This is a genomic window from Dethiosulfatarculus sandiegensis (assembly GCF_000931935.2).
Lineage (GTDB): Bacteria > Desulfobacterota > Desulfarculia > Desulfarculales > Desulfarculaceae > Dethiosulfatarculus > Dethiosulfatarculus sandiegensis.
Genome location: NZ_AZAC01000056.1, coordinates 88446 through 103754, shown reverse-complemented (window position 1 = coordinate 103754; position 15309 = coordinate 88446). Strand labels below are relative to the sequence as shown.

At 54.0% G+C, this 15309-nt stretch carries 12 protein-coding genes; 10 read left to right on the top strand and 2 right to left on the bottom strand.

Translation table 11 applies throughout. The annotated features are described in order from the left end of the window. Positions 1-48: 48 nt before the first annotated feature. The 5 genes from X474_RS21485 (at position 49) to X474_RS21465 (ending at position 5130) form a co-directional block, all read left to right on the top strand. Positions 49-423, top strand: a complete 375-nt coding sequence (locus tag X474_RS21485; RefSeq protein WP_052515493.1) for a DsrE family protein — start codon at positions 49-51, stop codon at positions 421-423. Positions 424-845: 422 nt separating this feature from the next. After that, positions 846-2957 carry a methyl-accepting chemotaxis protein gene (locus X474_RS21480; protein WP_052515492.1) on the top strand — a complete coding sequence of 704 codons (2112 nt, stop codon included), beginning with the start codon at positions 846-848 and terminating at the stop codon, positions 2955-2957. Positions 2958-3247: 290 nt separating this feature from the next. Then, positions 3248-4000, top strand: coding sequence for a DUF1538 domain-containing protein (locus X474_RS21475; protein WP_044351916.1), 753 nt, complete (start codon positions 3248-3250; stop codon positions 3998-4000). Position 4001: 1 nt separating this feature from the next. Next, on the top strand, positions 4002-4790 hold the full coding sequence (locus tag X474_RS21470; RefSeq protein ID WP_197282221.1) for a DUF1538 domain-containing protein: 789 nt from the start codon (positions 4002-4004) through the stop codon (positions 4788-4790). A 13-nt stretch (positions 4791-4803) separates the two neighbouring features. Beyond that, positions 4804-5130, top strand: a complete 327-nt coding sequence (locus tag X474_RS21465; protein ID WP_044351915.1) for a P-II family nitrogen regulator — start codon at positions 4804-4806, stop codon at positions 5128-5130. Between the two features lie 86 nt (positions 5131-5216). Here the strand turns inward: X474_RS21465 and X474_RS21460 are convergent, their stop codons facing one another. Continuing rightward, a complete protein-coding gene (locus X474_RS21460; protein ID WP_044351914.1) occupies positions 5217-6746 on the bottom strand; it encodes a bifunctional GNAT family N-acetyltransferase/carbon-nitrogen hydrolase family protein in 1530 nt (509 codons plus the stop codon). A gap of 243 nt (positions 6747-6989) precedes the next feature. After that, positions 6990-7760 (bottom strand): IclR family transcriptional regulator, encoded by a 771-nt coding sequence (locus X474_RS21455; RefSeq protein ID WP_044351913.1) that lies wholly within the window; start codon positions 7758-7760, stop codon positions 6990-6992. A gap of 498 nt (positions 7761-8258) precedes the next feature. Between X474_RS21455 and X474_RS21450 the strand changes: the two genes are divergently transcribed. From X474_RS21450 to X474_RS21430, 5 genes are all read left to right on the top strand, one after another. Next, positions 8259-9680, top strand: a complete 1422-nt coding sequence (locus X474_RS21450; protein WP_044351912.1) for a sulfatase family protein — start codon at positions 8259-8261, stop codon at positions 9678-9680. Continuing rightward, positions 9677-11056 carry an FAD-binding oxidoreductase gene (locus X474_RS21445; RefSeq protein WP_044351910.1) on the top strand — a complete coding sequence of 460 codons (1380 nt, stop codon included), beginning with the start codon at positions 9677-9679 and terminating at the stop codon, positions 11054-11056. Before X474_RS21450 ends, X474_RS21445 begins: the two co-directional genes overlap by 4 nt. 7 nt (positions 11057-11063) lie before the next feature. Continuing rightward, entirely contained in the window at positions 11064-12161 is a 1098-nt protein-coding gene (locus X474_RS21440) for a (Fe-S)-binding protein (protein WP_044351909.1), read from the top strand. A 106-nt stretch (positions 12162-12267) separates the two neighbouring features. Beyond that, positions 12268-14655 carry an acetate--CoA ligase family protein gene (locus X474_RS21435; RefSeq protein WP_044351908.1) on the top strand — a complete coding sequence of 796 codons (2388 nt, stop codon included), beginning with the start codon at positions 12268-12270 and terminating at the stop codon, positions 14653-14655. Between the two features lie 18 nt (positions 14656-14673). Next, complete coding sequence (locus tag X474_RS21430; protein ID WP_044351907.1) at positions 14674-15237, top strand: hypothetical protein; 564 nt, start codon at positions 14674-14676, stop codon at positions 15235-15237. Positions 15238-15309: the final 72 nt, after the last annotated feature.

Here is a 15309-nt window from a genome sequence, read left to right as displayed (position 1 = left end):
TCATGGCCTAAGTTGAGGTAAAACAGCCTGGAGCCGGGAGGTGCGGAGATGACAGCCGAAGCCTATGGCAAGCAAAAAGTGGTCTACCACTTCAGCACCCACTTGCCGGAAAAAAACAAAAACGCCTTGAAATTCATTCAAAATCACATCAATGCAGTGGGGGAGGAAAACATAAATGTCATTGCACTGGTCCACGCATCGGCCTGGGTGATTCTGGCCAGGAAAAAAGTCAGCGAGGAAATGGCCCAGATGATCGAATCCCTGGTTGAGCAGGGGGTTGATTTCAGGCTCTGCGAAAACACCCGCATACAGCATAAGCTTGACCTGGACCATGACTTGGTGGTGCCTGTGAGCGTAGCCAAGGCAGGGGTGGCCGAGCTTGCCATGCTGCAGGCTCAGGGATACGCCTACATTAAGCCTTAAGTATCATCTTGCGACTACTATAATCTAACTAATTGAATTTGGTGCCATTTTAGGCCCAAACCCGCCAACTGTGGCTATTTATCGGATTCCACTAACTTTTTTCCCTGACTATGGTATATTGCTTACAAAATTATTCGGGCATCATTCATGAGTTTCAAAGGGTTTCGTCAGCGCCGCCTCAAGCGTCCACATGGGAACCAATAAACTTGACAATTGGCTTCACTTCGCCTGAATACCAATTTCAAGCTTTTCCCTGCCCGCCCACCGGGGCCCAAACGCCTTGAATCGGCTTGCCATCTTTATTATCTCCTTTGAACAAGTTGAATAGTCCTCTTTTTTCAGGTTCGGGTTAAGGCGCAGGTTGATGGAACCGCACCTAATCTTCCGAACAAAGCCTCTCGTCTTTTCAAACAGGAGCGACCATGAACTTCAAATCCCTACAAATGAAGCTGGTTGTCTTTTTCGGCCTGTGTCTGGTTCTTACTGCCGGAGCGCTCATAGGTTTTGCCGTATACACCAATAAGGACACGGAAAACGTTGTACTGAACAACAGCACGGAGCTGGCCCGCAAGGCCGCCGGCAAACAGCTTATGGACTCCGCCCGCGGACTTGGCCAGCAAGCAAAAGCCACGGTGGAAGTCGGGCTCAGCGCGGCCCGAACCCTGGCCGACCAGTTCTCCGGTTTAAACGACCCCAAAACCAGATTAAGGCTGACCAGATTCCAGTTGGATGGCATCATCTATGGTTTTTCCAAGAAAAATTCTTTAGTCGACGGTGTTTACCTTTACTGTGAGCCCAAAGCCATAGACAATATAGACGCCGCCTTTGCGAATATAGAAGGCTATGACAAAACCGGGCGCATGATCAGTCATTGGATAAAGAACGCGAAAGGCAAGCAAGAACGCATTGTCAACCCCGGATATGCCCTTGAGGAGGCTTACGCCAACCAGGTAGGCAAGGGGGATTTCTATCAGATATCGCGCGAGACTCTAAAAGAATTCGTAACCGATCCACATCCTTTTTTAGATAAAGACAAAAAGGGATGGCAGATAGCATTGAGCGCCCCGATTATTCAAAACGGCAAATTTCTGGGTGTGGTCGGGACTGAATTAAATCTGGCCCAACTACAAAAAATGACAGAGGAAACCAACCGGGAAATCTACGACGGCAAGGGTAAGACCGCGTTAATCAGTAACAACGGAATTATCGCCGCGGCCAGCGACGCCCCCCAACTGGTGGGGCAGCCCCTGGAAAAATGGCTGGAAGCGTCCATGGCCCAAAGGGCCAAAGAGCTGATTAAAAAAGGCGGCAGCGCACTGGCCAACAACCAGGGGCTGGTCAGGGTCCTCACCTCGGTTGAATTGGGCAACAGCCAGAGGCCCTGGGGTGTGGTCACAGTGGTGCCGGAAAAAGCGGTGATGGCCGAGGTTGCGGCCCAGACTGAAGAGCTGGAACAGATGAGCGCCGAAGCCCAATTCTGGCTGCTTGTAGTGGCGGGCGGCCTGGTGGTGGCAGCGCTTGTGTTCCTGTGGTTTATGGCCATACGCATCGCAAAACCCATCAACAAGGCAACCATCACCCTGACCAAGACAGCCAAAGATGTGGCCGACACCTCGGTCTCTGTCTCGGAATCCAGCCAGGAACTGGCCGAAGGTTCCAGTCAACAGGCTGCGGCCCTGGAGGAAACTTCCGCCTCGCTCAACGAAATGGCCAGCATGACCAAGAGCAATGCGGAAAACGCCGGTTCCGCAGACGCACTTGCCAATGAGACGACCAAGGCCATGGAACAGGCCGACGCCAGTATGGACAAGCTTAAAAAGGCAATGGACCGTATCAACCAGGCCAGTGGTGAGACGGCTAAAATCATTAAAACAATTGACGAAATTGCCTTCCAGACCAACCTGTTGTCCTTAAACGCGGCGGTTGAGGCGGCCAGGGCCGGAGAGGCAGGGGCCGGTTTCGCAGTGGTGGCCGACGAGGTGCGCAACCTGGCCCAACGCTCGGCCGAGGCGGCTAAAAACACCCAGGCCCTGATTGAAAACAACCTGAGCGACATCAAACAGGGCTCGGAGCTGGTCATGGCCACGGACAAGGCCTTTGACCAGGTAGAGGAAAACGCCAAGAAAATGGCCGGGCTGGTCGGTGAAATCGCCGCGGCCTCCCATGAGCAGGCCCAGGGTATTGACCAGGTGCACAAGGCTACCGAGGAAGTGGGCAAGGTCACCCAAAGAGTGGCGGCCGGCGCCCAGACTTCGGCCCAGGCGGCTGATGACCTGGCGGCTCAGGCAGAAACCAGCCAAAGCGCCCTGGTTGATCTGGCCCAGGCAGTGGGTTTGGATATAGCCAAAATCAACAAGAGCCAGCAGATGGCAAAAACCAGGAACTCTGCGCAATCAGCCGCTCGAGCTCCAAAAGAGGCAGGCTTCGCCCGCCCCACTCAGGCCAGGCTGACAGCCCCGAGAGCAGAGTCCGAGCTTAAAAAAAGGGCCAGAAAAGAACTGCCCTTGGATGACAGCGACTTCACGGATTTCTGATCTGTACGGAAAAAATCCCGGGGCAGATAACGCCATAAAGCCCCCAACCCGGCTCCCGGGTTGGGGGCTTTCAATTCCGCATCCCCTATGACCGGCCGGGCCCTAATAACATTGACCAGCCTCGCAACAAAAGCTAGCATACCAATAATCAATTTGCGGTAACTCCTTTACCGCGGGGGGATGATCTCGCGTTTTGGGACATGACACGTTTTTTGCCTTTTGTTGGGCATGATCCTGGTACAAATGGTCAAGAGTCTTTGACTCACCATTTCGCAAGGCAGGTGCGCGCCATGACAATCACGGGCCTCAACTGGTTTGCTAAATCCTTAGGCAAGGCACTGGCGGGCTCCGCCCGGGACCTGGCCCCGATCATAGGTGTAATCGCCGTTTTTCAGGCTCTCATCATCGGCCAGCCCCTGCCGGATCTTTTAAAAACCCTGGTGGGGCTTTTACTGGTGGTCTTGGGCCTGGCCTTTTTTGTGGTCGGCCTGGACAGTGGACTCTTCCCCTTGGGCGAAAGCCTGGCGGAGGCCTTTGCCCAAAAGGGAAGCCTGTTTTGGCTGTTGCTCTTTGCCTTTGCACTGGGTTTTGGAACTACAGTGGCAGAGCCCGCCCTTATCGCAGTTGTAGCCGAAGGGACCAAAGCGGCGTCTGAATCCGGAATCATAAAAGATACGGAAGCCTCACGTCAATCCTTTGCCCTGATGGTCCGCCTCACAGTGGCCCTGTCTGTGGGGCTTGCCATAATCCTGGGGGTATTGCGAATCCTGAAAGGCTGGTCCCTGCCCAGGCTGATTTTGAGCGGCTATGGCCTGGTCATGCTGCTCACCCTGGCCGCTCCCCGGGAAATCATCGGCCTGGCCTATGACTCAGGCGGGGTGACCACATCCACGGTCACGGTTCCATTGGTCACAGCCCTGGGGGTGGGCCTGGCCCGTTCCATCCGCCAAAGAGACGCGCTAACCGACGGATTCGGCCTGATTGCCCTGGCCTCCTTGACTCCCATGATATTCGTCATGCTCTATGGAATATGGGTGGCCTGACATGTCCGGACTGGAAATTCTCTTCAACCCCTTGGAACTGCTTTGGGCCACCGCCGGTGACGTGCTTCCGGTGCTTATTCTTTTGGTTGGCTTTCAAAAACTGGTTCTTAAAAAACCTTTACCCAGGCCGGGTAGGATGTTCACCGGTTTTGCCTTGGTGCTTTTGGGCATGAGTCTTTTTTTAACCGGCCTTGACCTGGCGCTCTTTCCGGTGGGGCGCAACATGGCGATCAAACTTATCCAGGCCTCAGGCAAGGCTCCCGATCCCCACTGGAGCTCCTATTACCTGGTTTATATCTTTGCCGCGCTTTTGGGGTTCTCAACAACCGTCGCCGAACCGGCCCTGATAGCGGTTTCACACAAGGCGCAGGAGGCCAGCCGGGGAGCGCTTTCTTCCTTGAGCCTGAGGTTGGTGGTGGCCCTGGGGGTGGCCCTGGGCCTGACTGTCGGCGTATTTCGTATTGTAACCGGCACCCCTTTGTATTGGTATATTCTGGCCGGCTATATAATAGTGGCGGTGCAGACCCTTTTCGCACCCAAGCTCATTATCCCCCTGGCCTATGACACCGGCGGGGTCACCACCTCAACGGTCACGGTTCCCCTGGTGGCCGCCCTGGGCTTGGGCCTGGCCTCGGGCATTCCCGGTCGCAGCCCCATTCTGGACGGGTTTGGACTTATAGCCTTTGCCAGCGTCTGCCCCATCATAAGCGTGCTGGCCTATGCCCAGCTGGCCAGGCTGAAGGCCCTGCTCAAAGAAAAAAGGTCTAACAAACAAAAGTCCCTTAAATAAACGGAGATCCAAGATGCCCTATAAATGCCTGGTGGCCATGCTGAAACCCGACCTTACGGAAAAAGTGGTTCAGGCCGCCAAAAAAAACGGAGCAACCGGGGCCACCATTATTCCAGCTTCAGGCACTGGCGTTCATGAAGCCAACACCTTTTTCGGCCTCACCCTGGACATAAGCACCGACGTGGTGATCTTTGTCCTGCCCGCAGATGATGTGGAAAAAATCATGGCCACGGTTAGAGAGGTGGGCTGCTTTGATCAACCGGGTACGGGCATAGCCTTTGTTTTGCCGGTAGAAAAGGCTACCGGGCTGGAAAGCCAAAAGAACCAGGCAGAGAAATAAGGGGATTAACTCTCCCCTTGCAAGGGTCGGTTAATCCCCGGTTCAGCGGCGGGCCGGTCAAAACCGGTGCAAACACCGAGTGCTTTTCACTGATTCCAGTTTATAAAATAAAGGTCCTTCCTACGGCTCTCCAGGTTGCGCACACTGCCTTGCTTGCGCAACTCCTTAAGCAGATCCAGATCCACATCAGCCAAAAGGGTCATCTCCGTATTGGGAGTGGCCTCGGCAGCCACGGCGTCATGGGGAAAGGCAAAATCAGACGGAGTGAAAATGGCGGACTGGGAATACTGGATATCCATGTTTTCCACCTTGGGCAGGTTGCCCACACTGCCTGAAATGGCCACATAACATTCGTTTTCTATGGCCCTTGCCTGGGCGCACCTGCGCACCCTGAGATAGGCGTTTTTGGTATCCGCCCAAAAAGGCACCAACAGAATCTGCATACCATGCAGGGCCAGGATCCGCGAAGGCTCGGGAAACTCCACATCGTAGCAGATCTGAATGCCTATCTTACCCACATCGGTCTCTAAAACCTTTAATCCCTTGCCTCCGTGCAGGCCCCAATATTCAGATTCGTCCGGGGTTATGTGCAGCTTGTATTGGGAATCCCAGGTGCCGTCCCTGCGGCAAAGGTAGGAAACATTGTAAAGCTTGCCCCGGTTGAACTCAGGCAACGACCCGGCCACTATATTGATGTTATAACTGACCGCCATCTCAAGGATCTCATCCCGGATGCGTTCGGTGTGTTCGGCCAGGGAGCGCACTGCCTGGGGCGGGTCTTCCTGTTCATACTTGGCTAAAAGCGGGGCGTTGAAAAGTTCCGGAAACAAAAGCAGGTCCGCATTGTAGCCCGACACCGTATCAACATAAAAATCCAACTGTTGAAACAGGTCCTCAAAGGAGTCGAAGATGCGCATCTGCCATTGGACCACGCTGAGCCTCGCATTGGATTTGCGCCCCCAGACAATCTTTTTCTTGTGCTCGTAAAAAATATTGTTCCATTCAAGGAGCACGGCGTGGCTCCTGGACTGGCTGTCTTCGGGAATGTAATTCTGGATAACCCTTTTGGGGTGAAAGTCATTGGCAAGCTGAAAGGTGAGCACCGGGTCGATTATCTCCTTGTCCCTGACCTTTTCAATATATTGGTTGGGGGTGAATTCCTTGTAGTGCTTGGAATAGCCGGGGATGCGGCCCCCCACGATCACGCCTTTCAGGTTGAGCTGTTCGCAGAGTTCCTTTCTGGCGTCATAAAGCCTTCTGCCCAGGCGCATGCCCTGGTAATCCTTGTGTACAAATACGTCTATACCGTAGAGATAATCGCCTTCGGGATCGTGTTTATGGAACTTGCCTCTTGAGACAATATCCTCATAGGAGTGATCCCGCTCCACACTGTTGTAGTCTATGATCAGAGTCAGGGCCGCGGCCACAACCGTGCCCTTGTCTTCTATGCATATCTGACCCTCGGGGAAAATCTTAAGCAACTTGCCGTACTCACCCCTGCTCCAGGCCCCTCCCATCTCGGCATAGACCTGCTTCATGATGAGCTTGATGTCATCATAATCAGGCATGTTGAGGTTTCTGATCTCCAGTTTATGGCTGCTGGTCTTGGCGGTCATAACACCTCATTTTTCTTTTATTTTTAGCCAATATGATTTCTATTGCCCAGGAAGGGCTTCTAACTGAAATGGTAGATCACAAGCAATTGGCAGTCAATTTGAAGATGCGGCTCAACGTAGTGAAAATGAATAAAAAAAGCCTTTGGCAAAAGAACCCTGCCAAAGGCTTTTCTTAGGAGTCAAGCAAAGCCGACTGTCGGAGTGGTTTTTAAAAACCTCCGGAAAACCGGCTCAGATGAAAAATCAACGAAACACGGGGAGTTTTCGAAAACCGAGATAGGTGGAGATGTGGTCTGCCGTGTTCATTACAGCCTGTCCCAGGCCTTCCAGATCCGCACCACTGATTTTTCTGGGCTCGCCCAAGAGGCAGATAGCCCCCACAGGCACCCCTCCCGGGCCGAAAACCGGAGCGCCCACTGCTTCCTGATGCAGGGCAACTTCCTGCAACTCCAATGAATATCCCCGCTCTCTGGTCTTGGCCAGTTCCCGGCGGATAGCCTGAGGATCAGTCTCGGTCTTGGGGGTGTAGGAAACAAGCTGCACCCGCTTAAGGTGGGCGTCGACCTCTTCCTCAGTCATGTAGGCTAAAATGGCCCTGCCCATGGCGCTGCAAAAGGTGGGTTTGATGGGGCCTGTGTAGGCTATGCCCATGGTGCTGGCCAAATGGCCGGTGTTAAAGGTGAGCACCACCGCATCATTATAAAAAACCCCCACCCTGCCTTCCAGGCCGGTCTGCTTGGCCAGGTAGTTGATCGGCACCTCGGCCTTCTGGTTCAGCTCCAGGGTGGAACGCTGCACCGCGCCCATGATGTTCATCATCTGCCCCAGGCTATAACTTCTGGTCTGGGGGTCTTGTTCCAAAAAACCTTCTTCTTCCAAGGTCTGCATAAGACCATGCACCGTGGTCACCGGCAGGTCCACCTGCTTGGCCAGTTTGGATACCTGCCAGCTGGGCTGGGCATAGGTGAAGGACTTAAGTATAAGCACCGCTCGTTTTATTGACTGGTTAGCCAAAATACCCCCCGGACTGATCCGTCTCATTTTTTTCGCAGAAGCTTAAAGGGAGACAGGACAGTCGGTCAAAGGATTTCAGGATTTTTTTCCGCTTTCTTTAGTAAACTTTCAAAATGCCCACCTAAAAAAGCCCCCCACTGGCCATTTTTTAGAATATTATACGAAAAAAGCAACCCCAAAAAACAACTTTCGTTCCTGCAATTTATTAATACATGTCTTTAACTGACTAATTTTAAAAAATTTTTTCCATAATAGTTTATTTGCGCTATTACAGAAAACTGGTAAAGATTCAAAGGAACAAGAGATATTAAGTTTGATTTTTCGAATGATATTCCATTATTTTTAAATGTAATACGAAAATAGCTCGACACAACCCGATTTCTTCGTTATCGTCTCTTATTTATCATCCGCAAATCATAACCTCTTGCTTCTGTATTATTAAAATAGACGGTGCAGTCAGGTCTCCCAGTTTGGATGACGTTTTAAGGGAGGAGCAAAGTGAGTGAAAAAAGGAACATTATCCTGGTGATAATCGACTCCTTGCGCAAAGACCATGTCGGGGCCTATGGCAATAATTGGATCAAGACCCCCCACCTGGATGCCTTTTGCCAGGAGGCCGCCCGCTTTGACAGAGCATATCCGGAATCTTTACCCACATTACCCTTCAGGCGTTCCACTTTTACCGGTAAGAGGGTTTTCCCTTTTAAAGACTGGGAGCCTTATCCCGCTTCCTATCCTTTCAACAATGTGTTCAACGCAACCAGCCTGATTCCCGGATGGGGCCCCATTCCCCACCATGATGTACCGATGAGCGAATACCTGACCAACCAAGGCTGGACCACAGGCCTGGTGACCGACTGTTTTCACCAGCATTATCCCGGCATGAACTACCACCGGGGATACACCAGCTGGCAATTTATCAGGGGTCAGGAATATGATTTGAAGATGCCCCACAAGGACGAAAACGAGCGGAAACTGGCCCTGCCGCACATGACCGAGGGCATGAAATCGGAAAACCGCAAGACCTGGGAATTGGGGCGCTATCTTGCTAACAACACTACCAGAAGCAGCGAAGAAGATTATTTCGCTCCCAAGGTTTTCCGTATGGCCGCAGATTATCTTGACCGGGTCTATGATCAGGATGAACCCTTTTTCCTGTGTGTGGACTGTTTTGATCCCCATGAGCCCTGGGACCCGCCCAAATACTACACCGAACTCTATGACAAAGACTATGAGGGCGTTGAAGTCATAATGCCCCTTTATTCGGACAAGACAGACACCTACCTGACCCCTTCGGAGCTGCGTCACATGAAGGCGCTCTATGCCGGTGAGGTCACCATGGTGGACCGCTGGTTCGGCTTTTTCATGGAAAAGGTAAAACTCCTGGGCCTGGACAAGAACACGGTCATCTGCGTGGTGAGCGACCATGGCCACCAGCTGGGTGAAAAAAACTTCACCGGCAAACTTCCCTGGGGCCAGATTCCGGCTCTCCTGGACCTGGTGCTGGCCATTCGCACGCCTGAGGCTGAAGGCGCAGGCCAATGCTTCAGCCCCTTTGTCATGAACCACGACATCCTGCCGACTTTGCTGAACCTGGTTTTTGAAAAAACTCCGGACTGGTGCCAGGGTGAAGACATCTGGCAGGTCGTCAAAGGTGAAAAAACAGAGATCAGAGACCATGTGACCAGCTGTTTCAAGGATTACTACTGGGTCAGGGATAATGATTATGCCCTGGTGACTGATTCAAAATGGGACAAGGTCGAACTTTACGACCTTAAAGAAGACCCTGAATACTTAAATGACGTTGCCCTGAAAAAACCAGAGGCGGTTCTTAAGATGAAAGCAAAACTCCTGAAAGACGCAGGCGGGGATTTACCTGTTTTTAAAGTGCTTGATCCCCTTTTGGAGAAAACAACATGAACGAACGCGTTAAAGACGCCTTGGTGAAGATCGTAGGCAAGAATAACTTCACCGAGGACCTGATCGACCTGGTGTCCTACTCCTCAGACGCCTCTTTGAACCAGTCCCGGCCCCTGGCCGCTGTCTGTCCCACCACCACCGAACAGGTGGCGGCCGTTATGAAGCTGGCCAAGGAAGAAGGCCTGACCGTCACTCCCAGGGGGGCCGGAACCGGCTTGAGCGGCATGGCTGTTCCGGTAAAGGGCGGCCTTGTCCTGGACATGGCCCGCATGAACAAGATCAAAAGCATCCGCATTGAAGACAGAGTGGTTGTGGTTGAGCCGGGCGTGGTCTACGGTGACCTGGCCAAAGAGCTTGCTCCCCATGGTTTTGCCTTTCCCCCGGACCCCTCCAGCGGCGTAGTCGCCACTATCGGCGGCAATGTAGCCACCGACGCGGGCGGCATAAAGGGCGCCAAATACGGCACCACCAAAGACTATGTCATGGCCCTGGAAGTGGTCTTGCCCGACGGCCGCGTCATGCGCACCGGAAGCGCCTGCATGAAATCCGTCTCCGGTTATGATCTTACCCACCTATTTGTGGGCTCGGAAGGCACCCTGGGCGTGATCACCGAGATCACCTTGAAGATCAACCCCATTCCGCCCCTATCCTCTACTGCCATGGGCACCTTTGACCGCCTGGACCAGGCCGGTCAGGCAGTGAGCGAGATCATGCATTCCGGCATTTTGCCGAGCGTGCTGGAAATCATTGACGAGCCCACCTTAAAGGCCATCAATGAAAACACCAACATGGGCCTGCCCGAGGTGGAGGCCATGCTTCTGGCCGAAACCGAAGGCCACACCGAGACCGAGGTCCAGTACCAGATGGACCGGGTGAAGGAAATCTTCAAGAAAAACGGGGCATCCACCATCCGCCAGGCCAAAGACGCCCAAGAGGCGGCAGACCTTTGGACCGCCCGTAAATCAGGCTACGGCGTGCTCGCCCGCATCAACAAAAACCTTTTGGTTGAAGATTGCAGCGTGCCCATGAGCCATGTGGCAGAACTTCTGCGCACCGTGCAGGAGGTGGCCGAAAAATACGACCTGGTCATAACAACTGTGGGACACGCCGGTGACGGCAACCTTCACCCCACAGTCTGCTTCGACGCCTCCGACCCGGAAGTCAGCCAAAGGGCCCATGACGCGGCCCGGGAACTTTTTGAGAAGGTCATATCACTCGGCGGCACCTTGACCGGTGAACACGGCATTGGCCTGGACAAGGCCCCGTTTATGACCATGGAGCACGACCCCGTGGAGATGGAGGTCATGCGCACCTTTAAAAAGGCCCTGGACCCTGACAACAGAATTAACCCCGGTAAAATGGCCCTGAATGGATAACGTAACCATGGAACCCAAATACGACTTTACCAAAGCTTTTAAAGACCAGATCGAGCGCTGCTCCCGTTGCGGATTCTGCCAGGCCTCCTGTCCGGTCTACGGGGCCACCCTGCGCCCGGCCTTAAACGCCAGGGGCAAAATGCTCCTGGCCAAGGAAGTGCTCGAAGGCCGCATGGAACTCACAGACGAGCTTATTGAGACCGTCTTCCAGTGCACCGGCTGCGCTTCCTGCGCCAGCAAGTGTCCCAGCGGAGTTAACGTTCCCCAGATTCTCAAGGCCTTCCGCCGGGATATGGTTAAGAACGGCTCCTGTCACCCTGCCTTTACCGGCATGAGCCAGGTGCTTGATGAATCCACCAACATCTACGCCGAGGACGAGCCTGAATTTTTTGATCGTCCGGTGGGTAAAAAGGCGGATTTCGTGTATTTCATGGGTTGTGTGGGCCAGTACCGCGAAGAAGACGCCACCGAGGCCGCCCTGGATCTTATGGACCACCTTAAACTGGACTACACCCTGATTGAAGAATCCTGCTGCGGGGGGGTGCTCCAGGATGTGGGGCAGGAGATGAAGCCCCATCTGGCCGAGAGCAACATCGAAAAAATCCTGGACACGGGCGCACACACAGTGATCACCGGTTGCCCCTATTGTTTCAGGACCTTTACCGAGACCGAGCTTTACAAACCCCTGCTTAAAGCCGGTGTCAAGGTGCTCCATTTCAGCCAGTGGCTGGCTGAACAGGATATTGAAGTAAAAACAGACCTCAAGGTCACCTACCACGACCCCTGCGACCTGGGCCGCCACACCGGCATCTATGAAGAGCCCAGGGTGACTATTAAAAAAATAGCACCCAATTTCCATGAGTTGCCCAATAACAGGGAAGACGCCCTCTGCTGCGGCGCAGGCGGCGGAGTGCGCGGGGCCTATGCCATGCACAGCCTGGCAATGGCCAGAAAAAGACTGGAACAAGTGGAAAAAATTGACGCGGATATACTTTTAACCGAGTGTAATTCTTGCGTACATAACCTGGCTAACGGTAAACTCCGCAAGCAGAAATTTAAAGTTCAGACAACAGCTCAATTTATTATGGATCTTATTAATAACTAGTAATAACAGGGAAAAGTTCTGAGAGACCAGCAAAAGGGCGCGGCCACAGCGCCCTTTCACACCCCATAAAGCAATTCTCCAGAATACCCGCAAAACAGGAATTGAAATGGACAAGTTCTTCGATTATCAGCGAATGGACGAGGTGTTTTCTGCGGCCGCGGCAGAGAACCGCCTTCAGCTCTTTGAGTATGAAAACTATGCCCTCTTGGCAGCTTCCGGTGCGGAATCCGTACCTTACACAAGGTTCATCCCCCGGGGCGAGCGCATCACCGAAAAAGCTCTCAATGCCTTTGAGGGAAACAAAGTGGTGCTCAAGATAGTGAGCCCTTCCATTGTTCACAAGTCCGATGTGGGTGGAGTCAAGGTAGTTGAAAAAACCCCGGGCAAGGTGCGCAGCGCCTGCCGCCGCATGCTGGACCAGGTTCGCAAAAACTTTGCGAACTTCCTTCTGGCCCGCCCGGAGCAGATGCCTGCTGAATTCAAGGGAATGGGTGTCGAAGAGCTGGAAAAGGCCGTTAGCGCCGAGATCAAAGGCGTGCTCCTCTGCCAGTTCATGCCGCCTGATTCAGAAGCCTTTGGCAATGAACTTCTGGTCAGCCTGCGCCTTACCCGTGAGTTCGGCATGGTCATCACAGCCGGGCTCGGCGGCACGGACACAGAACTTTATGCCGAGCGCTTCCGCCATGGCCAGGCTGTGGTCACGGCATCCTGCGAAATGGTCACCGGACCTGAATTCTTCGAACTTTTCAAAAAAACCATCGCCTACCAGAAGCTCGCCGGACTGACCAGGGGTGGGGAAAGGCTGGTCAGCGACGATCAGCTTCAAGAATGCTTTACCAATTTCATCGCCATGGGCCGCCATTACAGCCCCTTGAATCCCGAGGCCCCTTACGTGATCGACGAACTGGAGGTGAACCCCTTTGCCTTCACCGATTACCAGATGGTTCCCCTGGACGGACTGTGCCGCTTCCACCTGCCCGTTAAAATCGCCCAGCCCCGCAGCCTGGAACGCATCACCAAGCTGCTGCATCCAAAGAGCATCGGCATAATCGGCGCCAGCTCCAGCAAGGTCAACTTTGGCCGTCAGATCCTGCGCAATGTTATCGAGGCCGGTTATCCGCCGACAGAGATCAAGGTGGTGAGCCCCAGCGCCGAGAGCATTGACAACGCCCCTTGCGTGCCCGACCTCAAGGCAATGGGCAAGGTGGACCTTTTTGTCATCGCAGTGGGCGCCGACCAGGTGCCTGATTTGATCGACAATATCGTGGAAGGCGACCACGCTGAATCCGTGATTCTGATTCCCGGTGGCCTGGGCGAGACCCCGGGCACCGAAGAACGCGCCGCCGAAATTATCGAAAAAATCGCCCAAGCCCATGCCAGGCCCCAAGGTGGACCGGTGTTTTTGGGCGGCAACTGCATGGGCGTGATCAGCCATCCCGGCAGGCTCGACACCTTCTTTGTGCCCGACATCTCGGCCCCCAAGGACAGGAGCGACAGAAAACGCAACGTGGCCATGATCAGCCAGAGCGGGGCCTTTGCCCTGGTGCGCACGATGAAGATGGTAAACGGCGATCCGCTCTACAACATCACCGTGGGCAACCAGATGGACCTCACCATCGGAGACTTTGCCAACACCCTCGCCGATAACGACGAAATCGGTGTCATAGGCATCTATGCCGAGGGATTCAAAAACCTAGACGGCCTCTCCCTTTGCCGGGGCATCAGAAAGGCCGTGGAAAACGGCAAGGAAGTGGTGGTCTACAAGGCCGGCCGCACGCCCGAGGGCAAGTTGGCCACCAGCGGCCACACCGCCAGCGTGGCCGGTGACTATGCGGTCTGCGTCTCCTGCCTGAGCCAGGCCGGAGCCCTGGTTGCAGAGGACTTTTCCGAATATGACAGTCTTATAAACCTGTGCAGCGTTTTCCATGAAAAGAAAGTCGGCGGCAACCGGGTCATGGGCATCTCCTCGGCCGGTTTTGAGGCTGTGGGCCTGGCCGACCATCTCAAGGCCGAAGGCACCAACCTGACACTAGCCAAACTGAGCGATCAGACCAGGGAAGCCATTTACGAGCTGCTTAAACAAAACCGCCTGGCCGGTATTGTGGATGTGAGAAACCCCATGGACCTCACTCCGGCGGCCAATGACAAACTTCACGCCGACACCCTGGAGACCGCCTCCAGGGACGAGGCAGTGGACGGCATGATCATCAGCTACGACACCATGGCTCCGGCCACCAAGGACTTCCCCGCGCCCGGCACCATAGAGGGTTACACCGACGCGCCCGACAGCTTCAGCAACCTTCTGGTTGACCTCATGGCCCGCCTGGAAAAACCCCTGGTGGTCTTTAACGATGTGGGCCGGGTGCACGAGCCCTTAAACGCCAAACTGGAAAAAACCGGCGTGCCCGTCTTTAACACCTGCGGACAAGCCATGGTGGCCATGGGCCGCTATATGGACTACCGCCTCAAGGTGCGGAAGTTCAGGAACAAATAGAAAAAGGATCATCTATCCATGTTGGAAGCATATATTAATATGGTCACTGCCAACCCCCTTGGTATGGCCGCTATTCAGTTCGCCATACTCGGCACCTTGGGTGAGGTGGCCAGCTTCAGCGCGGTGAACCGCCGTTTTGCCCTGCCCTGCAACCAGATGCAGCTCGCCCTTAAGGCGGTTGCCTGGGCTGTTTTGGGGATTGTCGTTAAATACGGCTTTGTGGGAGTGACCGGTTTTGCAGACGCGCTTTTGGACCACGGTCTTTTGCCCTCATTTCTGAGTTCCGGTCTGGGCCGCGCCTTTTTACTTTCTTTTTGCATGCAGGCTGTTTTTGGGCCTCAGATTATGTACTTCCACAGGCTGGAGGACAACCTTATCCTGCGCCAGTGGAACTTCAGCGGCATGGAAACCGCTTTAAAGGCCCTGGTTTGGTTCTGGTTGCCTGCCCACACAATCACCTTTATGCTGGACAAGCCTTTGCAGATAGGCCTGGCCGCAGCCTTCTCCGTTGCCCTGGGCTTTATCCTGGGCTTTGCCAAGAGCCGGGCTCAAAAGGCCCAGATGAGTCAGGCGGCCGCTTAAACGCTAAAAAAGTCCCCGCTTCGGGCGGGGACGTCACCGCTGAAAAAGAGCCCTCAAACGGATTTCTTTTGA